Here is a 21725-nt window from a genome sequence, read left to right as displayed (position 1 = left end):
GGTCATTTTTTCAGGGCTATATCGTAGAGAATCACCGCGCAGGCGCAGGCGGCGTTGAGGCTTTCCACCCCGCCCTTGTGCGGAATCGCCACAAGCTCGTCGCAGTTTTTTGCGGTCAGCGCGTGCATTCCCCCGCCTTCGGAGCCTATCACCAGCAGCATCGGCTTGTTCCAGCCTACCTGCCCCAGCGGTTTGCCCGCGGTGTCGGCGCCGTATATCCAGAAGCCTTTCTGCTTAAGCTCCCGTATCGCCTGGTTGAGGTTGCCCGCCTCGGCCACGCGCACATGCTCCAGCGCGCCGCAGGCCGTCCTGCTGACGGTGGCGCCCAGCCCCGCGCTTCTGCGGCTGGGCAGCACCACGGTGGAGGCGCCCAGGCAGGCCGCGCTGCGCAGCACGGACCCGAGATTTTGCGGATCCGTTATCTCGTCCAGCGCCAGCCAGACGGCGTTTTTCATGTCGGTCTCGTCCTCCAGCGCGGAGGCCAGAGTCAGCACCTCGGCGCCTTCGGTTTTAAGCGCGACGCCCTGGTGGTTTGCGCCGCGCGGGACCATTTTTTCCAACTCGCTGCGGTCAACGCGGGTAAGCCCTATGCCGCGTCTGCCGGCGGCGCGCGCCAGTGTTATGAACTGCGGGCCGCGCTTTGCGCGGTCCACAAAAAGTTGCCACACCCGCCGCTTGCCGGAGCTTAAAACCTCTATGACCGGATGAATTCCGTAAATATATTCAGCGTTAGCCATACCGTCATTGTATAATTATCTGATGAGAGTTTGCTTCATAAGTCTGGGCTGCCCCAAAAACCTCTCCGACACCGAGGAGATGATGGGCGCGCTCTCCGCTGCCGGGCACGCCGTCTGCCCCGGCCTTGCAGAAGCGGACGCCGCCGTCATAAACACCTGCGGATTTCTGGCCTCCGCTGCGTGCGAGAGCAGGCGCGAAATCGCCAAAGCCGCCGCGCTCAGAAAAAAAGGCGCGCTGAAACGGCTTATAGTAACCGGCTGCCTGGCCCAGCGCGAAGGCGCCGCGGCGGATTTTCCCGCGGCGGACGCCGTGCTGGGCATATCCGCCGCCGCGGACATAGTCCGCGCGCTGGAAACCGGCGGCGCGGTTGTGCGCCCCCCGCCCAGGACATTGCGCGCGCCGCGGTTCCGCATGACGGCCACGTTGCCGCATTCGGTCTATCTCAAAGTCGCCGACGGGTGCGACAACCGCTGCTCCTACTGCGCCATCCCGGACATCCGCGGCAATTTCCGCTCCAAGCCGTTGAAAGACATTGCGGCGGAGGCGCGCGCGCTGGCCGCCGGCGGCGCGAAAGAAATATCAATCATCGCGCAGGACACCACTTCATACGGCATGGATTTGTACGGCAAGCCGTCGCTTGTCCGGCTGCTGGGCGGGCTGGTCAAAATAAAAGGCCCGCGCTGGCGCATAATGTACGGCTACCCGGAAATGATAGACGAAAATCTCGTGAAATTCATCGCGGCGCATCCGCAAATCTGCCGCTATATGGACATGCCCGTGCAGCATTCGGCGGACAGGATTTTGAAGCTGATGAACCGCCGCTCCTCGCGCGAAACCCTGCTGCGGGCGGCGGGGCTGCTGCGCTCGGTCCCCGGCATGGCGATACGGACCATCATGATAGCCGGCTTTCCCGGAGAAACCCCGGCGGAGCATGAGCAAAACAGGCAATTTCTGCGCGAGGTGAAGTTTGACAGCGCGGCGTTTTTCCCCTATTCGCCGGAAAAGGGCACTCCGGCATATTCGCTGCCGGGCCAAATCCCGGCGGCGGAGCGCAAACGCCGCGCCCGCGAGCTGGCCGACACGCAAAGCCGGGTGGTTGACGAAATCAACCGCGGGCTTATCGGCAAAACCGCGCCGGTGCTGATGGATTCTCCGTCCGAGGGCCGGCTGGAATCCCAGGCGCCGGACATTGACGGCTATGTTATGGTGGAAAGCCCGCGTCCGCTTGAGGCGGGAATGACAATCCGCGCGAAAATAATTTCCGCGCGCGGCTACGTCAGGCGGGCTGTTTTGGCGAAAGATATTTGAACCAGTCTCTGGTGGCTTCGGCTATTGATTCCGGGGTCCAGAGCGGGGCCTGCTTCCAGTAGTCTATATTGGCCAGCATGTCTTTGACGCCTTCCTCTATCCCCACTTTGGGCGACCAGTTCAGCAGCCGCCGGATTTTGGAGATGTCGGCGAAAGTGCGTTCCGGCTCGCCGGGGCGGCGGGGGATGTAGGTTTTTTCCCCGCCCAGCAAGTCCGCTATCGTGTTGATGCTGATGCTGGCGCCGGAGCCGACATTCATCACCGCATGCCGCAGCGGCGAGCGCGCCGCCGCGTAAAACGCCTCCGCGATATCGCTTGCGTGGACGAAATCGCGGGTCTGGCTGCCGTCGCCCACTATGGTGAAGGGTTTGCCCGCCAGCTTCTGCGCCAGAAACACGCCGAACACCGCGCCGTAAGTCCCCGACGTGCGCGCGCGCGGGCCGTAGACATTGAACAGCCGCAAAGACAACACCGGCATCCCGTACACCTTGCCCCAGTGCAGCATGGTCTGCTCGCCCAATAATTTGGTCAGCGCGTAGGGATATTGCGGGCGAATCTCCTCGGTTTCGGGCGTGGGGTAAATGTCGGGGATGCCGTAGCAGGAGGAGGAGGCCGCGTAAACCAGTTTCTTGACGCCGGACCGGCGCGCGGCCTCGGCCACGCGCATGGTGCCGCAGACATTCACGTCGTAGTACAGCGCGGGGTCCACCACGGAAGGCACTATATCGGCCAGCGCGGCCAGGTGGAAAACCGCGTCCGCGTCCTTGATGATTGCGGCAAGCGGCTCCGGCTCGCGCACGTCGGCCTGATGCACCGCCAGCTTCGGGTTGTCCCGGTGCCGCTCCAGATTCTGCGGCCTGCCGGTGGAAAAATTGTCTATCACGGACACTTCGTGCCCGTCCGCAAGCAGCCGCGCGACCAGATGGCTTCCTATAAAACCGGCCCCGCCGGTAACGATATATCTCACAAGTTGATTATATAGTATGATAGCCTCATGCGCAAATACAGGCAGAAACGGGTGGTGTTCACCGGCGGCCCATCCGGCGGGAAAACGACGATTATAGACATGGCGCTGCGCCGTTTCGGCAGGAAGGTGGCGGTGGTGCCGGAGGCGGCCACGATACTCTATGCCGGCGGCTTCCCCCGCAGGCCGGAGCCGGAAGCGGTGCGCCATATCCAGCGCGCGATTTACTACACCACGCGCGAGCTGGAGGATTTCGCCGCCGCCATGGACGATGCCGCCATCGCGCTGTGCGACAGGGGCACGCTGGACTGCCTGGCCTACTGGCCGGAAACCGGCCCCGGGCTGCTGGAAACCGTAGGCTCCGATTTGAAAAGCGAATTCGCGCGCTATGACATCGCCCTCCATCTGCGCCCGCCTAAAACCGCCGCCGGCTATCAGACCTCGGCCACCCGGATAGAGCCGCACAGCCGCGCGCTGGAATTAGACCGCAAAATTGAGGCCGTCTGGAAAAACCATCCCAACCGCCATGTCATAGAGGAAACCCCGGATTTCCTGATGAAAGCCAACAAAATCATGGAATTGCTGGACAAAGCAGTGCGCAACCTCGCATAGGAGGCAGTATGCTTCTGAACGTTTTCAAGAAAATATTCAAACAGGAGCCGGTTCCGCAGACGGAGGCGAAAACCGCGCCGCCCGCCGCGCCGCCGGCGCAGCAGCCGCCCGCGAAACAGGAACAGAAGCCGGAGCAGCCCCAGCCGGAAAAGCCCAAAACGCCGGAGACCGACGATTTGCGCAAGCTCAGCGACGCCGATATTGACGCCAAGCTCAACGAGGAACTGGGCGGCCTTCCCAAAAACATCCTGGGCTACATGAAAAACCCGGAAATCCGCGCCAAGATAACCGAGCTGGCCAAAAAGATGATAAAAGCCGGCGTGGATATACGGAGCGAGCGCCAGATAAAAAACTGGATAAAATCCCATCCCGATGAAGTGCGCCCGCAGCAGGCCGGACAGCCGGAGGCGCAGAAGCCGGAGCCTTTCCGCCGGCAGGCCCCCAAGGTGAACCGCAACGACGCCTGCCCCTGCGGCAGCGGCAAAAAATACAAAAAATGCTGTGGCGCCGGCGAAACGGCCTGACACAAGAGAAAGCGGGGAAAATGTTATAATTCCCTTATAAAATGAGCGAAATAACATCTGGCGCGCCGCATCCCATCCCCTATCAGGGCAGTAAACGCAATTTGGCGGGCAGTATTTTGCGGTACTTTCCAGATAGAATTGACACATTGTATGAGCCGTTCGCAGGTTCCGCGGCAGTTTCTCTGGCTTGCGCCGCAAACCGCGTTTCGGTGCGCAAATTCCACATCAACGACTTAAACCAGCCGTTAATACGACTCTGGCACAGCATAGTCAATGCCCCGGAAACTCTTGCAAGAGATTATCAATTGCTATGGAACGCGCAACTTGCTGAACCGGCACGGTTTTACCGTGAAATCCGGGATAAGTTCAACAAAACGGGCCGTCCTGATTATTTTTTATACCTTCTGGCGCGTTGTGTAAAAGCATCCGTCCGCTATAACTCTGAAGGTGAGTTTAACCAAAGTCCAGATAATCGGCGAATGGGTGCCACGCCAGCAACTATGCGCAAGCATTTAACCACGGCTTCTCTTTTACTCAAACACAAAACCGTGTTCTCTTCAAAAGACTATCGGGATATCGTGGCATTAGCTGATGTGAATGATTTGGTATATATGGACCCGCCTTATCAGGGCGTGTGTGGCAACCGCGATTCCAGATATTTGTCCAATATACAATTCAAGGAATTTGTAGAACTGTTGAAATCACTCAATGCCGGGAATATCCGCTATATCGTAAGTTATGATGGACGCACAGGCGAAAAAATTCATGGACAGGCATTGCCCGCCAGTCTGCGGCTTGAACGCATTGAATTAAATGCCGGACGCTCCACTCAAGCCACTTTGCTCGGACGAAAAGAGGATACTTACGAATCGCTTTATCTCTCTCCCGCCCTATCGGCTGATTTATCAATGAGAAACTCCTCTGCTGTTTTTCGTGAGCAACCCATTTTTTGGAGCATTCATGGGCAAGCCACGGTTGCCTGAAAAATTCATCACATTGTGCCGCAAAATAACAGCCAAACGCCCCAAAACTGTTATTGAACATATTTTGCGGCATGGTTTTATCACCACCGAACAGCTGAAAAACAAATACGGATACAATCATCCGCCGCGCGCCGCCCGTGATGTGAAAGAACAGGGTGTGCCACTTGAAATGTTCCGAGTGAAAGGGACTGGCGGCCGCAAAATCGCGGCATACCGGTTCGGAGATCCGGCGCAAGCCCGTTTCGGAAAATTTTCCGGTCGCACAGCCTTGACAAAAAAGTTGAAACGCCTGTTGCTGCAAAAACAAGGGGCAAAATGCGCTATTTATCTGGAAAAGTTTGAGGAACGAAATTTGCAAATAGACCACCGCATTCCATATGACATTGCCGGAGATGATGTTTCCGGCACGGGAAACCCGGATGATTTCATGCTCCTTTGCAGTTCTGCAAACCGAGCGAAATCATGGTCATGCGAACATTGCGTAAACCGAACCGGGAATAAAGACATCAAAGTCTGTCGTGAATGTTACTGGGCTTTCCCGGAAAACTATACGCATATAGCAATGCTTAAAATGCGGCGTCTGGATATTATGTGGACCGGATCGGAAACTGCCGTCTACGATAAACTGAAAGAAAAAGCGGAGCAAGTCCGGCAGGATATGCCGGATTACGTTAAAAAAATCATAGAACGAAACTTATAGCATTGTTTCACAAGCCGGCATCGCGGGGGAATGGTGAAAATAGTTAAGGCCCATTCCATACACACGCTATGCCGACATGATTAGCGGGAGGAAGAGTTTATGAGAAAATTAATATGGATTTTGCCTTATGTTTTCTTGGTTGGGTGCGCTGGAATTTCCAATTTCTACACAGAGCAGGAAACACAAAATCGCATGAGACTAGCGGAGATTGAACAAATATCACAGGACAGCGCGTGGCAAGAATTTGCGAATCTTAAGCTGTTTATCGGTAAGAGCATATGGGCGACGTCGGCATGGAGCAATGCTTCTTGTGGTGGCATTAAAAGTTCGGTTTCTGAATTTGAGCAATTGAAGGTACTTGATGTGCAACCCACAGTTGAAATGGGATGCAATAAATCTGACTATGGTATTTTTGTTTTTAAGGTACAAAAAAATAATGGCAGTATTGCTTATTTGCCATATAACTTTTACGAAAAAAATCCCATGCACCCAACTTGGGATAAACGTACAAAAGAAGCTGTCAAAAGCCGCAAAATTTTTATTGGAATGCCCGCTGATGCTGTGGAAATGAGTTGGGGTAAACCGCAAGAAATTAACCGGAGTGTTGGTTCTTGGGGAATACATGAGCAATGGGTTTACTCGCTGTCCACATACGTTTACTTCGAAAGATGGAAAGGTTTCATCATGGCAGGATTGAATGATAGTGGTGATAATCACAGCACTCTTGCGAAAAAGGCCCTTCATGCTAAAACCTTTTTAAGGACATATAGGAGGGAGGCAACGATCCCATCTTAAAATCTTTGGGCTGTCGTGGGGGCGTTGTGGTGCACAAAAGATGAGGAAGCCGTTATTGCCGGTCATTGTCTCGCTGGCTTTTGCGGGGGGCGGGTTTGCGCAGACGCGCAATCCCGGCTCCTGCGTGGCCGGCGGCGATGCGGGGGTGGTTATCGCGTTCAACGGCGCGGGGTACCGGTTTGATTCCAAAACCGGGGATTTGGTGGCCGCAGCCGCGCCGGGCTGCGGCGGGTTTGCGCCGGCCGCGCCTTCCGATTTTGAGAATAAAAACATGCTGCTCGCCTCGGCGGACGGCTCGGCTGACGCATGCAGCATGGACTATGACTCCCCCTGCCGCCCTCCGGGGCGGTTTTACCGGCTGGGCGAGTGCGCGTACCGGACATGGTTTGCCTGGACAGTTCCCTGCGGCGGCGCGCAGTGCCAGACGCTGGCCCGGCTGGGCCCCAACGGCGTTACGGTGTATCCGGCTTCGGCCTCCGGCATCGCGGCGGGGACGCCGCTTCGGGACTTTTTCTGCTCCCCGGACGGAACGGCCCTGTTTGCCACCGGCGGAGGCGGAGCGTTTTCAAACTCCGGCGGCGGCTGGAGCAGGCCGTACTCCTCCGCAAACGGCCTTCTTGACGATGACGTCTCCGGCGTTTACTGCTCCGGCGCGGGTTGCTGGTTTGTGACGGCGGGCGGGGCGGCTTTCCAGGCCGCGGGCGGCGGCTGGACGCGCTGGAAGGCGGATTCCGTCAAAATTTCCGGCGCGCCGCGCGCCGGGCCGGACTGGATTGTGGAAAAGCCGCGCAAAAAACTCTCCGCCAAAATCATCGCCGCAGGAAACGGCTACTATTGCGTAAACACCGGCGCCAGATACCGCGGCTGGGTGCGCGACAGCGTGGTGTTCAGGAACAAGGGCGCATTCTCGCCGCAGGATGTGCATGAAAAGCAGTCGGAAAAGTCGGCCTCCGCCTTTGCGGTTTACGGCTGCCCGCGCTGGACATTGCAGCGCGAAACCGTCTCGGAAGACGGCCTCTGGCTGGCGGCGGAGACGGACTGCGCCCTCATCCCCTTCGGCGAGGCGGCGGCCATTCTCTCAAAACAATAGGCCTGCCCGTTTTCCGCCGCGCGCCATAATATGATAAAATTGTACGATGAGCGCAATCAAAAAAACTGCGGGCGAACTGGCGGTTTCCGGCGGAAAGCCGTTATTTGACAAGCCGCTGCATGTGGGCCGTCCCAACGTCGGCGACAGGGTCTCTTTTCTGAAGCGGGTCGGAGAGATTTTTGACAACCGCTGGTTCAGCAATGACGGCCCGATGCTTAAGGAATTTGAAGGCAAAGTCGCCGCCGAACTGGGGGTCAAACACTGCGTCGCCGTCTGCAACGCCACGGTGGCGCTGGAAATAGCCATGCGCGCCGCCGGGCTTAAGGGCGAGGCGCTGGTCCCGGCTTTCACGTTTATAGCCACCGCCCATGCGCTGCAATGGCAGGAGATAACCCCGGTTTTCTGCGATATAGACCCCGCCACGCATAACATAGACCCCGCCCGCCTGGAAAAAATGATAACCCCGCGCACCACCGGCATAGTCGGCGTGCATTGCTGGGGCAGGCCGTGCGATATAGACGCGCTGACTGCAATCGCGCGCAAGCATAAGCTGACTCTTCTTTTTGACGCCGCCCATGCCTTCGGCTGTTCCTATAAAGGAAAGATGATAGGCAATTTCGGGCTGGCGGAGGTGTTCAGTTTCCACGCCACGAAGTTTTTCAACACTTTTGAAGGCGGCGCCATCACCACCAATGACGACGCTTTCGCCGATAAAATCCGGCTGATGCGGAATTTCGGCTTTTCCGGCTACGACAATGTCATCTATATCGGCACCAACGGCAAAATGACGGAAATCTGCGCCGCGATGGGGCTTTCCTCGCTGGAAAATCTGCACAGAATTCTGGAAATAAACCGCCGCAACTATCTTTGCTACAAAAAACATCTCGCCGGAATAAAGGGCGTCAAATTCATAGACTACGATTTGTCGGGAAAATGCAATTGCCAGTACATGGCCGCAGAGGTTGACGAAGCGGCTGCGGGCATAAGCCGGGACGCGCTGCTGAAAATCCTTCAAGCCGAAAATGTTCTTGCCCGCAAGTATTTCTTCCCCGGCTGCCACAGGATGGAGCCGTACCGCTCGCTTTTCCCGCACGCCGGCCTGCTGCTGCCGGATACGGAAGAACTGGCCCGCCGGATATTGATACTGCCGACAGGTGAAACCATCGGCGAACCTGAAATAGCCGCAATCTGCGGAGTGATACGGCTGGCTGTTGAAAACGCCCGCATAATCGCGGCATAGGAGGATTATGACAGTTTCTTTTTACGGTGAAAACGAATTGCGCGCAATGGGCTTCAAATCGCTGGGAACAGGTGTGAAACTGTCCCGCAAGGCGTCTTATTACAACACGGCGAACATATCCATAGGCGATTACACCCGCATAGACGATTTCTGCGTCCTGTCCGCAGGTGAGGGCGGGATAGAGATAGGCCGCAACGTTCACATCGCGGTTTTTTGCCTGCTTATCGGCCAGGGCGCCATCAGGCTTGGCGAATTCTCCAACTTATCGTCGAGGGTGGCGGTTTATTCTAACAATGACGATTACTCCGGCGAGTATATGACCAACCCGACAGTCGGCTCCAAATATACTAATGTGCTTTCCGCGCCGGTCTCAATCGGCAGGCACGTCATAGTGGGCTGCGGCGTGATAATTCTGCCGGGCGTTACAATCGGGGAAGGGGCCAGCATCGGCGCACTGTCGCTTGTGCTTAAGAATTGCGAGCCTTTCAAAATCTATGTCGGCGTTCCGGCAAAATATCTCAAAGACCGCTCCCGCGAACTTCTGGAAGTGGAAAAGCAGTTTTTGCTAGATGGGAACTGAAAAATACACCATAGTCGTGCCGGTTTACTACAACGAGGGCTGCCTCAGGCCCACGTTTGAATCCTTCCGGCGCGAGATATTTGACGCCAATCCCGGCTGGACGCCGGAGGTGATTTTCGTTGACGACGGCTCCGGCGACGGCTCGCTTAAAGAGGCGCTGGAAATCCGGGCGGAAAATCCGCAAACCGTAAAGGTAATCAAGCTGACCCGGAACTACGGCCAGGTGTTCGCGCTGATTGCGGGATTTTCCCATGCGAAGGGGGAATGCGTAATCGCCATTTCCGCCGACCAGCAGGACCCGGCTTCGGTAGTCAGTGATATGCTGCGCGCGTATTTCAACGAAAAATATGAAATAGTGATAGCCGCAAGGAAAGGCCGTGACGAGTCTTTTTATCGCGTGGCCACATCCCGGTTCTTCTACTGGCTTATGCGAAAGTTTTGTTTTTCAAATATGCCGGTGGGCGGATTTGACCTGGTGTTGCTAGGCCCGCGTGCCAAACAAGCTTTTCTGCGGGAGAAAGACCCGCATCCGTTTTTTCAGGGAAAAATTCTTTCCACCGGCTACAGAACCAAATTTTTAAGCTATCGCCGTAAAGAGCGCAAAACCGGCAAATCCCGCTGGACATTTGCAAAAAAACTTACTTTTCTGATTGACGGGCTTTTAAGCTACTCTTACGCGCCGATACGTTTCATGTCCATAGCTGGCGGCATAATCGCGCTGTTGGGTTTTAGCTATGCCGGAATTGTTCTGGTGAACAGAACATTCTACGGTAACCCGGTAAAAGGCTGGGCGCCACTGATGATAGTTATACTGGTTTTAAGCGGTTTTCAGATGCTGATGATAGGCGTTATTGGCGAATATCTCTGGCGCACGCTTGCCCAGGTGCGAGACAGGGACCAGTACCTGATTGACGAGGTTTACGAGTGAACCATCATCCTTGGGAACTGTCCAAAAGCGAAATGGCTTTGTCCGTGCTGAACAGCCATGCCGGTTCGCGTAAATTATTTATTGATTTCGGCGCGGGCGCGATGTATTTTGCGGCCCGCATGGCAGAGCAATGGAATTGCGAAGTATTCGCCGCCGACGCAGCTTACGAAAACAACGACATCCCCATTCCCGACAGCAGAATAAAAATCGTCCGCTCGCTTGACGAATTGCCGTCCGGTCGCGCAAGCGCGGTCGCGCTTATGGATGTGATGGAGCATGTGGAGCATAACGGCGATATGCTCAGAAACTGCGTCCGCCTGCTTGAGGATGGCGGCTGTTTGTATGTAACCGTTCCCGCTTTCGCGCATTTGTTTTCGCAGCATGATGTCTTCCTTAAACATCTGCGCCGCTACGACAGAAAAACGCTCCTGAAGGAATTTGACGCCGTATCGGAACAACTGGAATTGAAGGAATGTTTTTACTTTTACGCCTCGCTATATGTTTTGCGGCTGGCCGCGGTGATTGCGGAAAAATGCCGCTCCAAAGCCGGTAACACCGCGGAGCATTCCGATTTCTGCCATAAAAAAACCGGCTGCTGGGCCGGCTTCAGCCAAATCGCATGGGCTTTTCCAGAGAGACATTGGCTCACAATAATGCTAAAATATGTACTCAACGCAGATTTTATGCTGTGCCGGTTTTTGGCGCATTTGCATTTGACCATGCCCGGTCTGTCGGTGTGTCTGGTATACCGGAAACTTCCATAGCAACAGCCGTAAATACGCCGGGCGGGCGCAACGTGCCTCTGGCGGGATATTATGGTAAAATTTGCATATAGTTATGTCGCAGAACGGGGCACCTACACTTAATACGGAGTAATATGAGCGAAATCACCGCAGTGGCGCAGGACGATTCAAGCAAAAAGAAGACAACATTTTCAGTCAACCTATCCGGTTGGAAAACGGGGGCGTTGACACTGCTGATATTTACGGTGTATTACGCGTGGTATACCCGCGTCACAACCATGGATGTCGCATGGTTTTCATACCTGACTCAGTTGCAAATCGCGGATAAACTGTTCACGCACACGCTGACGTTCAAAGATATGTTCGTTCGCTATGGCGAGCACGGCTTGCTGGGGCACAACATCATATCTTTGGCGAATATAGCCTGGTTCAGGCTCAATACGCTCTTTGACGCGTATCTGAATGTGGGAATTGTGGCTGGCTGCGGCGCCATAGCCTATTATGCCTGCCGGAGCAGTTTCGGCGACAGGCGCGGCCTGTATGCGCAAATACCCCTTCTGCTGTTGTGCGTATTGATGTTTAGTGTTTTGCAGGAAGCATGCACAGGCGACATGGAAACGCAGGTGCGGCTGGGCACGTTGTCTTTTATGACCGCGGCCTACGCCATGAGCCGCTATATGCTTAACCCGCACAAAAAATTTCCAGCGCTTGAAATCACCTTATTGTTCTTGAGCGTTAATATATTCGGCACGCTTTACTCCATTAGCTGGCAGCCGGCTTTGGCCGGTCTGATGGTTTTTGATTGTATTGCGCGCCGCCGGTTTGAAAAAAATTATGTCTGGATATTCGCGGCGATGGTGGCTTGCTGGGTTTTGTACTGCTATCAGTATCAGTATAACCCCTTTCTCAAATCCGACCCTGCACAACCCGGCATTCTGGGTAAAATGGCGATGATGGCGGCGCACCCGTATGAGCCGATGAAAAGCATTTTCGCCTATCTGGGAAGCGCTACGTTGAACGGCTTCCTGTTCTTTGACGGCGTTATCCCGCATCCCCGCGTATTTACGGTCAACGGCCTGTTTGTCTTTTCCGTCTACGTTTATGCCGCGGTGGTTTATTTCAGAACCGGGATGTATCAAAAGACTTTCCTGCCGCCAATGATGATGGCGTATACCTTTTTTATCATCATTCTTGTGCAATTGGGACGTCCCGGCGATTGGAGCTGGGGGACCAGTTATTGGTACACGGTCCATGTCAAATTCGGCCTTGCGGCGTGCGTCTGGATATTGGGACTGGATTTGTTGGAACGACGCGCAGCCGCGGCAGCGCAAGCCGGGAGAACATCGGAAATTCGCGCCGTAACAGCCGCGTATGCCGTCGTTGCGGCTGTGCTGCTGGCTGTGCAGATTTATTCCAGCTATCGCGATTGGCGCAGGGCGCCGTATGTGATGCAGTGGTTTGAAGGCATAGCAAATTACGCGCTTAATCCCGACGGGACCGTGATTGACGCGGCCGGTACCACGCCGATGCGTTTGTCATCTGAGGATTCCCGCCGGGCTATAGAAATCATGCGCAAGTATAAACTGAGCGTTTATAGAAATCGGGCCGCCGGCCAGAACGGAATAATCACTCTGGGTCGCGACTTGCATGCGGCAAAGCTTGTCTCCGGCTGGCATACTTGGGAGGGCAGCAATATTTGGATGGCCAAAACCGCGGAAGCGTATTTTGTCTCCGGCCCGAAGGGAAAAATGGTTTTATCCGCCTACCTTCCGGATAATTATCTGCCCAATAAAATTACGCTTTTTGCCGATGACCGGCAGATAGGCGAATACAGCCTGGACAAGGGCAGCGGAACGGTGAATATTGAGGTTGAGAACCTTCCTCAAAATGCGCCTGTACGGCTGAAAATCGTGATGGACAGGATGTTCGTGCCAAAAACAGCCGGATTTGGCCCAGACGAACGCGAGCTTGGCCTGCTGGTGTCCGGTATTGAATTCCAGTAGGCGGACCGCTTTATATTGGCGAAAGTTTTAAGTTCGCGTATGAATCCCGGAAAAGGACTGCTTATGGAAAAATCTCATTTGGATTTTAGCCCAATCCGCATGTTTGCGTATTGCGCGTTGCTATCCCTTGTCATGGCTGTTCCGTGGTTCTTTTCCGCGCCATATCATTTGGATACTTTCGCAGGGGATGATTATTCCCAAATATGGCAGGTGCAAAAAATTGGCGCGAACTATTCAACAGTCAAGCAATGCTTCACCCAAACTGCGTTTGATAAATACAGACCGGTCGCTTCTCTTGCTTATTTTTTTTCTTGGAAAATTTGCGGAGATAGTTTTCGCGGCCACATAATTATCAACATTCTCACACTCTGTCTCATGGCGGGGGGGGTGGGCGCGGTTTTATCCGCATTGGGTGGCGGAACTGTAATAGGACTGGTGTTTGCCGCGCTTTTTACGACTTCACGATTTGCGTATTATAATGTGTTCATGTTGTTGGGCATTATGGAAAGTTTGGCTCTTTTTCTTTTTTCCATTGCGGCACTGTGGGCGGTGCGGTTTTACCGGTCGGGCAAAACGGGCGATGCGGTGCTAACGTTGGTGAGCTTCTTTTTGTGTATACATACCCATGAGCGGTATGTGGCAGTTTTTCCGTTTTTGTCTTTGCTTTTCCTGCTACGTCCGGCAACTGACCTGAAAACAAGGCTTGAATTGTTTTTTTTGCCCGCACTAGTGGTGTTATTGAATGTGGTGGAAAAAAAGTACTTGTTCAATACTCATTTTATGACTGGCACAGGTGGTGCCAGAATAATCATAGACTATCACACTATCATGGATTTCATGCGCTCTGGTTTTTACAATGTGCTGGGTTTTAACAGCGGGCCTCCCTACTTGTCTAGTTACGACTTTCATAACTTGCCACATCATTTGGGATATTGGCCCGGTGTGTTGATATCCGCCGCATTTGCGGTGTTGGCGGTTTGCTATATCATCAAAGAGCGACGCAGGGCATTGATTCCCGCCGCACTTTTCCTAACCCTTTTGGCTTCATTGTTGCTAACGTCGTCTATGACTATTCGACAGGAGTTCCGCTGGCTTTTTGCGCCAGACATTGTCATGATTGCGGTCGTGTTGGGAATGGCCGTAGTGCTATGGTCTCAGCCCGTATTCGGCGTGATAGCAAAAATCGCATTAACAGTGTTTTTTACAGGCGCAATGTTCGCCAATGCGTTGGTTCGCCAGAATCTGTCGCGGATATACTTCATGAACTGGTTAGCCAGTGCGGAGTCCGCGCGCTCCGTGATAGTTGAGGGGCATAAAAACCGGCTTAAACACGATACAGTCTATCTGATAAACAGCAAATTGGTGGATGCTGATTCTCTTTCAGGATATTCCGGCGAAAAAGTAAAAACGGTTTCCATCCGGGATTTTTCGGTGGATATGTTGCCGGATAAAGAACTGAACTCTGGGATTTTTGTTACTGCCGACGTAAATGGGTGGCAAGTGGTGAAAGTTCCCCACCGCTCTGAAAAAAACAGCGAGCCGGCGGCAAGCGATGCATTCGCGGTCAAGCTGCAGAATGCCCTTGCCAGGAGCGGCGGCTGGTATGGGGCGTTGCAGGTCGGCCAACTGTTTGCTTCACCGGATGCCTCTGCCTATTTTTGCAAGACCATCGGATCGGAACTTGCCGGAAAGGTATGCGCAAATGCGCTGGCGGAATACTATCTCCTGCAATCCGCGGAATTGGTGGGGGCAGCCAATCCATTCCCGTACTTCACACTGGCGCAAATGTCCCAAGGGCAGGGCAAGATGGATAAGGCGGGGGAGTATTATTGCCTGGCCGCCAAATGCAATGGCGGAGCTCATCCCATTATCGCCAACCTGGACAAAGTTTGCGATTCGTTTCGTGCGCGCAATGCCAAGGGCAAGAAATGACGCCCCCAAACTGTATAATTTGCGGAAACAATAGCGTGAAATTCAAAGAGATTGCGGGATTGTCGTATTTCAAATGCCAATTTTGCGGGAGCTTGGGAAGTGTCCTTAAGTCGTTGGGGAAAGATACTGTTCGCGCTTATGCAAAATAGGGGAGCGTTTCTGGCATGTAATCTTGAAGCGCTGTCGGACGGATGACGCGATAAGCAAGGGAAAAATATTAAAAAGAGGATTTCTCGCCGGTATGGCCAAAATAGTTATAGTTGGGGCTGATGGACAAGTTGGAAAACACTTGTTGCGTTATTACAACACCGTTTCCGGCGTTGTTGCGCAAGGAACCTGCTATATCGCGCAGTATCCGGGTTTAATCCCCCTCGACATAACCAAACCGCGGGATGTTGATAAGCTAATCTCCGCTCAAAAACCGGATACAGTTATACTCTGCTCCGCTCTGACCAATGTGGAACGTTGTGAAACGCACCCGCAGGAAGCGCAGGCCATCAATGTGGATGCCGTGCACGCTGTAAAAAACGCAGCCGACAAGAATGGCGCGAAGCTGGTGTTTTTCTCCTCGGAATATGTTTTTGACGGCAAAGCCGGGCCGTATGATGAATTGTCCGCCGCCAATCCAATCAGCGTTTATGGCCGCACAAAACTGGAAGGCGAGGCCATCGCGCAATCCGCCAAAACGGGGCATCTCATCCTGCGCACAACGGTGGTTTACAGCTGGGATCCCGGCGCGTTCAATTTCATCATGCAGCTTACCGGTCGGCTTGGCAGAGGAGAGGGCATGGTTGTGCCGGTTGACCAGTATTCAAACCCCACTTACGCCCCTGATCTGGCGGAAGCGACAGCGAAGCTTATAGCGTCGGACAAAACCGGCGTATTCAATGCGGTGGGCAGAGACAGGCTTAACCGGTATGAGTTCGCCCTGCTGGCCTGTGAAGTATTTGGCTTCAATTCCTCTCTTCTGATAAAAAAGACTACTGCGGAGCTGGGCCAAAAGGCCGCCCGCCCGCTGGCTGCGGGTCTTCTGACCACGAAACTTGAGCGGGAAACCGGACACCGGCCTCTCGGCGCGCGCGAAGGTCTGCTGCGCATAAAACAACTGCGGGAACAGTCGTCGGCCCGGTAAACTGAATATATGGGACAGATATCGTTAAAAGAGCTTGATGTCCGCGGTGTTTACGAAATCGCCCCGTTTATCTCCGGTGATAACCGGGGTTCTTTTGTTAAGCTGTTTGAAGAAGATATTTTCAGGAAGCATGGTTTATCCACCTCTTTTGTCGAAGAGTATTATTCCGTTTCCAAAAAGGGCGTGGTGCGCGGCCTGCACTTTCAGGAACCGCCGGCAGACTGCGCCAAGCTGGTGTACTGCATAAAAGGCGCGGTTTTGGACGCGGCGCTGGATATACGCAAGAAATCTCCGTCTTTCGGGCGGCATATCCTTGCGATGCTTTCGGAACATAACAAAAAGATTCTGTATCTGCCGCCCGGCATCGCGCACGGATTTTATGCGCTGGAAGACGATACCGTGATGGTCTACAAAGTTACCGCCGGGTATGCGGCTGCGCAGGATAAAGGCCTTTTGTGGAATTCATGCGGCATAAAATGGCCTTCCGGCGCCGTCATAATATCGGAACGGGACGCCTCGTTTCCGCGGATGAGTGATTATGCGTCGCCATTTTAACGCTGGAGATAAAAAATGACCGCGCCGAAAGTCGTTCTGGTGATACCCTTCTATAACGAGGAGGAATGCGCGGAGAAATGCGTTTCGGATTTAGATGCCGCCCTGACCGGCGCCGGAATCAATTTTGAACTGCTTCTTGTGGAAAACGGCTCAAAAGACAGGACGCCTGAAATACTGCGCGCGCTTGAGAAAAAAGATGCCCGGATAAAAACAATTTTCATACGGGAAAACATAGGCTATGGCGGGGCGATACTGCGCGGGATGGAGCAGGCCGGCGGCGACTGGATAGGATTTACCTGCGGAGACGGGGAGATATCTCCCGAAGACACTGCGTGGATGTGCAAAGCCACATTCGCCGCCGGGTTTGACTTTTGCAAAGCGAAACGGGTTGACAGAAAAGACGGCGCCGTGCGGAAACTGCTTTCCATGGGTTACCACCTGCTGGTGGGATTGCTGTTCCGCATACACGTAACGGACCTCAACGGCTATCCGGTCCTCATGCGCAAACGCGTTCACGATAAAATGCATCTCACCCATGCCAACTGGGTATTCAACATAGAGATGATGTGGGATGCGCGGCGGCTGGGTGTGAGAATGGCGGAGCTGGACGTGCGGCATTGCAAACGTTTGGGCGGGCATTCGCATGTCGGATTTATGACACCGGCAGTATTTCTGCTGCAGCTTTTGTCTTTATGGAATGAATTGCGCAAACGTCATAGCCCCAACTCATCAAATGCAACGGGACATCATTACTGAGGCAGGCATAAGTAGTGTCCATATCCTCAATAGTGGTAAGCCGGCAGCGAAAACCGGGGCGGTGCGCGCGCAATACCCTGACAGGCGGCAAGGACTGATAAAATGGCAGACGCATCCATAAGCGGAAGTCGGGTTCGCGTATTCATATGCTGCGCCGCAGCGGCTTTGTTCCTGGCGGTGCCCTGGTTTTTTTCAGCGCCGCTGCATCTGGACACTTTTGCCGGAGATGATTTTCAGATGTGGCAGGCTCAGAAATCAGGAACCTATGCCTCCACATTCAGTCAATGTTTCACAGAAAACTGGGCGGGAAAATATCGTCCGATCGCGGATTTGGCCTATTTGGCCTCATGGAAAATATGTGGGGATAATTTTCGCGGCTATGTTATAGGCAATGTTCTCCTCTATAGCCTAATTGCCGGAATCATCGGGGTATTCCTGGCGGAAGCCGGCGGGGGTATCCCGGCGCTTGCGTTTACGCTTATATTTGCCACATCCAGATATGCAAATTATCACATATTCATGCGTCTCGGCATTATGGAGCAGCTGGCCGTTTTGTTTCTTTCACTTGCCATATTATGGGGAATGCGGTTTTACCAATCGGGGAAAACAAAATTTGCGTTGCTGGCGGCGGTCAGTTTTTTCCTGTGCATACATACACACGAGCGATATGTGGCGGTCTTCCCATTCCTGTCTCTGATTTTTCTGGTCCGGGCGGACAAGGATATCAAAACAAGGCTTGAATTGGCGGCCATCCCGGCGTTGATTGTTCTGCTTAACGTGCTGGAAAAAAAATATCTGCTCAACGTTCGGTTTATGACCGGAACTGCCGGCACGCAAATAACCATAAACTATCACTCTATCGCGAACTTCATGCGCTCCGGTTTTCTTAGCGTGATGGGTTTCCACCACGGACCGGCGGCTGTATCCGGTTATGATTTTCGCGAACTGCCAGGTCATCTGGGATACTGGCCCGGGATATTGATGTCCGCCGCTTTTTCCGTTGTGTCGGTTTGCTATGTTGTTTACCGCGGACGCATGGCGCTGATGCCTGCTTTGCTTTTTACCGCGCTTTTGGGTTGTTTGCTTTTATCCGCCAGTGTAACCGTCGGGCAGGGAACCCGGTTTCTTTTCCCTTGCAGTCTCGTTGTTGTGGCGGGAATGCTGGGCATGTCTACGGCGGTGTGGCGCCATGTGAAATTCGGTGTTGTTGCCAAAGTCGCGCTGGCGCTGTTTCTTTCCGGAGCAATTTTCGCCAATGCGCTTGCGCGCAGAAACATGACGCGGATTTTTTTCATTAATTGGCTGTTTGATGCGGAATCGGCGCGGTCAACGATAGTTGAGGGCTATAAAAACAAACTTGAGGTGGGAACAGTGTATCTGGTCAACACAAAAAATATCGGTTTAACCGCCGAATATATTCGCGCCTATGCCGGCAAAAACGTCAAGGTAACTTCCATTGACGATTACCTGATTGATTCCCTGCCGTCTAAAGAAGCGGTTTCGGGCGTTTTTGCGGTCAATAATGCCGGAATCTGGCGTTCGGCGCAAGGCCCCGCTCCCGGCGCCGGTTCCTGCGTCAATATCGCGGATGACGAATTTCTTGTCAAGGCCAGGGAAAGCATTGCCCGAAGCGGAAACTGGTATCACGCGCTGCAAACCGGAGGTTTATTCATGTCCCCCGCAGCAGCGCAGTATTTGCGCAAATCCGTGAAATTGGAAGCCGCCGGGCCGGTGTGCGCGGACGCTCTGTCCGAGTATTATCTGCGTGAGTCCATTCGTCTAATTGGAACGGGAAACCCGTATCCGTATTTTACTTTAGGCCAGTTGTATCAGCGGCGCGGGCAATTGGACAAAACCGAGGAGTATTACTGCCTTGCCGAAAAATATGATGACCGGAAAAATCCCAATCCCGCGCTGGCCCGGGCCTGCAGCTCTCTGAAAGTTATGAACGAACAGAAGAAGGAGAAAAAATAGGCCATGGCGGAAACCGCAATCATTATCCCTGCTTATAACGAGGCGGCAACTATCGGCGATACGCTGGCGCAGTTCCGCGCGGAGTTTGCGGAGGCGCGGATTGTGGTGGTGGATAATAACTCCTCCGACGGGACGGGGGAACTGGCGCGCGGCGCGCTTGCACGATTGGGCGGAGACGGCGTTGTTATGTCCGAGCCGCGGCAGGGCAAGGCCAACGCCGTCCGCAGGGCGTTCCGTGAAATTGACGCGGATATCTTCATTCTCGTTGACGCGGATATGACTTATCCCGCGCGCGAGGTTAAAAAACTGCTGGGGCCGGTTCTGAACGGCTCTGCCGATATGGCGGTGGGCGACCGGCTCTCCGGCGGGCATTACGGGCGCGAAAACAAGCGGCCCTTCCACAATTTCGGCAACGCGCTGGTCGGGTTTCTGGTCAACCGCCTCTTTGGCGCAAAACTGCGTGATATTATGAGCGGCGCGCGCGTTTTCAGCCGGACCTTTGTGAAAAATTATCCAATACTCTGTTCCGGCTTTGAGATTGAGACGGAAATGACTTTGCACGCGCTGGACAAGCGGTTTGCAATAGTGGAAATCCCCATTGAATACAAGGACCGGCCTGCCGGCAGCTTCTCAAAACTTAACACCTTCAGCGACGGGGCGCGGGTGATAAAGACCATTTTCTCAATACTCAAAAACTACAGGCCTTTTTTGTTTTTCAGCGGCTGCGCGGCGGTTTTTTCCGTGCTGGGACTGGTGGCGGGGCTGCCGCCAATCATAGAGTTCATGCGTTTCCATTACGTTTACAAAGTCCCGCTGGCGATACTGGCGACGGGGCTGATGATTTTTTCGCTGCTTTGTTTCTCGGTGGGGCTGATACTGGACACCATAGCCAAAATCCACCGCCATGATTACGAGCTGAAGCTGCTCAACCCGCCCCCGCCGCTCAGGTTGCCGCCGTCAACTGCGGAACATAAATGAGTTTGAGTTAGGCGCGATTTTTGCTTATAATTAGTGAAATGCACATCAGCCGCCTGGCCTGTGAACTGGCAGACTCTCCCACGCTTGCGCTGAACGCCAAAGCGGCGCAACTGCGCGAGGAAGGCAAACCTGTAATCCATCTGGGCGGGGGGGAGCCGCTGTTGCCCGCGCCGGCATCAGCCGTGGAAGCGGGGGTGGCAAGGCTTGGCTCCGGCAAGATCAAATACACCGCCGTTTCCGGCTCCAAAAAGCTGAAAACCGCAATAGCCGCATATACCGCCGCCAATTACGGCAGGGAGATTTCCCCTGCGGAAATAGTGGTCTCCTCCGGCGCCAAGCAGGCGCTGTATAACTTTCTGGCCGCCGCGCTGGACCCGGGCGACGAGGTGGTATTCCCCGCGCCGTATTGGGTGAGCTATCCCGAAATGGTCAAGCTTTGCGGCGGCAGGCCGGTCATAGTCCGGCCCAAAGAGGGCTTTGAGCCGTCTTTTGACGCGCTCAAAGCCGCCGTTACCGGAAAAACCCGCGCCATCATACTCAACAGCCCCAATAACCCTTCCGGCGCGGTGCTTTCGGAAAATCTGGTGGCGGAAACCGCCCGCTTCTGCGAAAAGCGCGGCATATACCTGGTGATGGACGACATCTACCATCAACTCGTTTTCGCGGGGAAAAGGCCGCCCTCGTGTTACAAATTCGTTAAAGACGCCGCGCATGTGGTGGTCATAAACGGCGTTTCCAAGGTTTACGGGATGACGGGGTTCAGAATCGGCTGGTCCGTGTCGGACAAGGGGCTTGCCGCTGCCATGGCCAGAATACAGGGGCAGATAACCTCCTGCCCGTCCGATTTGTCGCAGGAATGCGCCGCCGCCGCGCTGAACGGCCCGCAGGACTGCGTGGAGCAGTTGCGCCGCTCGCTGCTGGAGAACCGGGATACGCTGCTGGCCGGGCTTGCCGGCCTTAAAAAGCTGAAAATCCGCCCGCCGCAGGGGACTTTCTATTGCTTTGCTGATTTCAGCGCCTACGAGCCGGATTCGGCAAAACTGTGCAAAAGGCTGCTGGATAACGCGCTGGTGGTTACCGTGCCGGGCCGGGAGTTCGGGATGGAAGGTTTCCTCAGGCTCAGCTTTTGCGGCGGCAAACAGGATATAGCCGAAGGCGCGGCGCGCATATGCCGCGAATTGGAGAACTGA

General features: G+C 54.3%; 21 protein-coding genes. 19 read left to right on the top strand and 2 right to left on the bottom strand.

Annotated elements, in window-relative coordinates; translation table 11 throughout:
- Positions 1-2: 2 nt before the first annotated feature.
- Positions 3-737: a 23S rRNA (guanosine(2251)-2'-O)-methyltransferase RlmB gene (gene rlmB, locus WC421_01170; GenBank protein MFA5160832.1), complete on the bottom strand. Its 735-nt coding sequence runs from the start codon at positions 735-737 to the stop codon at positions 3-5.
- Positions 738-759: 22 nt separating this feature from the next.
- On the opposite strand from rlmB, the gene WC421_01165 reads away from it, so the two are divergent.
- Positions 760-2046 carry a MiaB/RimO family radical SAM methylthiotransferase gene (locus WC421_01165; GenBank protein MFA5160831.1) on the top strand — a complete coding sequence of 429 codons (1287 nt, stop codon included), beginning with the start codon at positions 760-762 and terminating at the stop codon, positions 2044-2046.
- Here WC421_01165 and WC421_01160 read toward each other — a convergent pair.
- Positions 2015-3013: an SDR family oxidoreductase gene (locus WC421_01160; GenBank protein MFA5160830.1), complete on the bottom strand. Its 999-nt coding sequence runs from the start codon at positions 3011-3013 to the stop codon at positions 2015-2017. The genes WC421_01165 and WC421_01160 overlap by 32 nt on opposite strands.
- Before the next feature lie 27 nt (positions 3014-3040).
- Between WC421_01160 and WC421_01155 the strand changes: the two genes are divergently transcribed.
- The 18 genes from WC421_01155 (at position 3041) to WC421_01070 (ending at position 21725) form a co-directional block, all read left to right on the top strand.
- On the top strand, positions 3041-3622 hold the full coding sequence (locus WC421_01155; protein MFA5160829.1) for an AAA family ATPase: 582 nt from the start codon (positions 3041-3043) through the stop codon (positions 3620-3622).
- An 8-nt stretch (positions 3623-3630) separates the two neighbouring features.
- Positions 3631-4146 (top strand): SEC-C metal-binding domain-containing protein, encoded by a 516-nt coding sequence (locus WC421_01150; GenBank protein ID MFA5160828.1) that lies wholly within the window; start codon positions 3631-3633, stop codon positions 4144-4146.
- A 41-nt stretch (positions 4147-4187) separates the two neighbouring features.
- Positions 4188-5129 (top strand): DNA adenine methylase, encoded by a 942-nt coding sequence (locus tag WC421_01145; GenBank protein MFA5160827.1) that lies wholly within the window; start codon positions 4188-4190, stop codon positions 5127-5129.
- Complete coding sequence (locus tag WC421_01140) at positions 5107-5829, top strand: hypothetical protein (GenBank protein MFA5160826.1); 723 nt, start codon at positions 5107-5109, stop codon at positions 5827-5829. Before WC421_01145 ends, WC421_01140 begins: the two co-directional genes overlap by 23 nt.
- A 99-nt stretch (positions 5830-5928) precedes the next feature.
- Positions 5929-6624 (top strand): hypothetical protein, encoded by a 696-nt coding sequence (locus WC421_01135; GenBank protein ID MFA5160825.1) that lies wholly within the window; start codon positions 5929-5931, stop codon positions 6622-6624.
- Between the two features lie 40 nt (positions 6625-6664).
- Positions 6665-7714 carry a hypothetical protein gene (locus tag WC421_01130; GenBank protein MFA5160824.1) on the top strand — a complete coding sequence of 350 codons (1050 nt, stop codon included), beginning with the start codon at positions 6665-6667 and terminating at the stop codon, positions 7712-7714.
- Positions 7715-7760: 46 nt separating this feature from the next.
- Complete coding sequence (locus WC421_01125; protein ID MFA5160823.1) at positions 7761-8954, top strand: DegT/DnrJ/EryC1/StrS family aminotransferase; 1194 nt, start codon at positions 7761-7763, stop codon at positions 8952-8954.
- Positions 8955-8961: 7 nt separating this feature from the next.
- On the top strand, positions 8962-9534 hold the full coding sequence (locus WC421_01120; protein MFA5160822.1) for an acyltransferase: 573 nt from the start codon (positions 8962-8964) through the stop codon (positions 9532-9534).
- Positions 9524-10462 carry a glycosyltransferase family 2 protein gene (locus tag WC421_01115; protein MFA5160821.1) on the top strand — a complete coding sequence of 313 codons (939 nt, stop codon included), beginning with the start codon at positions 9524-9526 and terminating at the stop codon, positions 10460-10462. The genes WC421_01120 and WC421_01115 overlap by 11 nt, the downstream gene beginning before the upstream one ends.
- Positions 10459-11226: a methyltransferase domain-containing protein gene (locus WC421_01110; protein MFA5160820.1), complete on the top strand. Its 768-nt coding sequence runs from the start codon at positions 10459-10461 to the stop codon at positions 11224-11226. Before WC421_01115 ends, WC421_01110 begins: the two co-directional genes overlap by 4 nt.
- Positions 11227-11339: 113 nt before the next feature.
- Positions 11340-13208 (top strand): hypothetical protein, encoded by a 1869-nt coding sequence (locus WC421_01105; GenBank protein MFA5160819.1) that lies wholly within the window; start codon positions 11340-11342, stop codon positions 13206-13208.
- 63 nt (positions 13209-13271) lie between these two features.
- Positions 13272-15140: a hypothetical protein gene (locus WC421_01100; GenBank protein MFA5160818.1), complete on the top strand. Its 1869-nt coding sequence runs from the start codon at positions 13272-13274 to the stop codon at positions 15138-15140.
- A gap of 241 nt (positions 15141-15381) precedes the next feature.
- A complete protein-coding gene (locus tag WC421_01095) occupies positions 15382-16272 on the top strand; it encodes an SDR family oxidoreductase (GenBank protein ID MFA5160817.1) in 891 nt (296 codons plus the stop codon).
- A 9-nt stretch (positions 16273-16281) separates the two neighbouring features.
- The gene (gene rfbC / locus WC421_01090) at positions 16282-16827 is read left to right on the top strand and encodes a dTDP-4-dehydrorhamnose 3,5-epimerase (protein MFA5160816.1); all 546 of its coding nucleotides are present in this window, start codon (positions 16282-16284) and stop codon (positions 16825-16827) included.
- Positions 16828-16842: 15 nt separating this feature from the next.
- On the top strand, positions 16843-17583 hold the full coding sequence (locus tag WC421_01085; GenBank protein MFA5160815.1) for a glycosyltransferase family 2 protein: 741 nt from the start codon (positions 16843-16845) through the stop codon (positions 17581-17583).
- A 519-nt stretch (positions 17584-18102) separates the two neighbouring features.
- The gene (locus WC421_01080; GenBank protein MFA5160814.1) at positions 18103-19557 is read left to right on the top strand and encodes a hypothetical protein; all 1455 of its coding nucleotides are present in this window, start codon (positions 18103-18105) and stop codon (positions 19555-19557) included.
- A gap of 3 nt (positions 19558-19560) precedes the next feature.
- Positions 19561-20535, top strand: coding sequence for a glycosyltransferase family 2 protein (locus WC421_01075; protein ID MFA5160813.1), 975 nt, complete (start codon positions 19561-19563; stop codon positions 20533-20535).
- 38 nt (positions 20536-20573) lie between these two features.
- A complete protein-coding gene (locus WC421_01070) occupies positions 20574-21725 on the top strand; it encodes a pyridoxal phosphate-dependent aminotransferase (protein MFA5160812.1) in 1152 nt (383 codons plus the stop codon).

The organism is Elusimicrobiales bacterium, from assembly GCA_041651175.1.
Classification (GTDB): domain Bacteria; phylum Elusimicrobiota; class Elusimicrobia; order Elusimicrobiales; family Elusimicrobiaceae; genus JAQTYB01.
Note: the sequence above shows the minus strand (reverse complement) of the source record. Positions and strands in the feature narration are given on the sequence as shown.

Bases quoted from the DNA above. Each gene is read 5' to 3' on its own strand.
- WC421_01130 (MFA5160824.1), top strand. From the start codon at position 6,665: ATGAGGAAGCCGTTATTGCCGGTCATTGTCTCGCTGGCTTTTGCGGGG.
- WC421_01125 (MFA5160823.1), top strand. From the start codon at position 7,761: ATGAGCGCAATCAAAAAAACTGCGGGCGAACTGGCGGTTTCCGGCGGA.
- WC421_01085 (MFA5160815.1), top strand. From the start codon at position 16,843: ATGACCGCGCCGAAAGTCGTTCTGGTGATACCCTTCTATAACGAGGAG.
- WC421_01155 (MFA5160829.1), top strand. From the start codon at position 3,041: ATGCGCAAATACAGGCAGAAACGGGTGGTGTTCACCGGCGGCCCATCC.
- WC421_01165 (MFA5160831.1), top strand. From the start codon at position 760: ATGAGAGTTTGCTTCATAAGTCTGGGCTGCCCCAAAAACCTCTCCGAC.
- WC421_01145 (MFA5160827.1), top strand. From the start codon at position 4,188: ATGAGCGAAATAACATCTGGCGCGCCGCATCCCATCCCCTATCAGGGC.
- WC421_01135 (MFA5160825.1), top strand. From the start codon at position 5,929: ATGAGAAAATTAATATGGATTTTGCCTTATGTTTTCTTGGTTGGGTGC.
- rlmB (MFA5160832.1), bottom strand. From the start codon at position 737: ATGGCTAACGCTGAATATATTTACGGAATTCATCCGGTCATAGAGGTT.
- WC421_01140 (MFA5160826.1), top strand. From the start codon at position 5,107: ATGGGCAAGCCACGGTTGCCTGAAAAATTCATCACATTGTGCCGCAAA.
- rfbC (MFA5160816.1), top strand. From the start codon at position 16,282: ATGGGACAGATATCGTTAAAAGAGCTTGATGTCCGCGGTGTTTACGAA.
- WC421_01105 (MFA5160819.1), top strand. From the start codon at position 11,340: ATGAGCGAAATCACCGCAGTGGCGCAGGACGATTCAAGCAAAAAGAAG.
- WC421_01100 (MFA5160818.1), top strand. From the start codon at position 13,272: ATGGAAAAATCTCATTTGGATTTTAGCCCAATCCGCATGTTTGCGTAT.
- WC421_01070 (MFA5160812.1), top strand. From the start codon at position 20,574: ATGCACATCAGCCGCCTGGCCTGTGAACTGGCAGACTCTCCCACGCTT.
- WC421_01095 (MFA5160817.1), top strand. From the start codon at position 15,382: ATGGCCAAAATAGTTATAGTTGGGGCTGATGGACAAGTTGGAAAACAC.
- WC421_01120 (MFA5160822.1), top strand. From the start codon at position 8,962: ATGACAGTTTCTTTTTACGGTGAAAACGAATTGCGCGCAATGGGCTTC.
- WC421_01115 (MFA5160821.1), top strand. From the start codon at position 9,524: ATGGGAACTGAAAAATACACCATAGTCGTGCCGGTTTACTACAACGAG.
- WC421_01075 (MFA5160813.1), top strand. From the start codon at position 19,561: ATGGCGGAAACCGCAATCATTATCCCTGCTTATAACGAGGCGGCAACT.
- WC421_01150 (MFA5160828.1), top strand. From the start codon at position 3,631: ATGCTTCTGAACGTTTTCAAGAAAATATTCAAACAGGAGCCGGTTCCG.
- WC421_01080 (MFA5160814.1), top strand. From the start codon at position 18,103: ATGCGTCTCGGCATTATGGAGCAGCTGGCCGTTTTGTTTCTTTCACTT.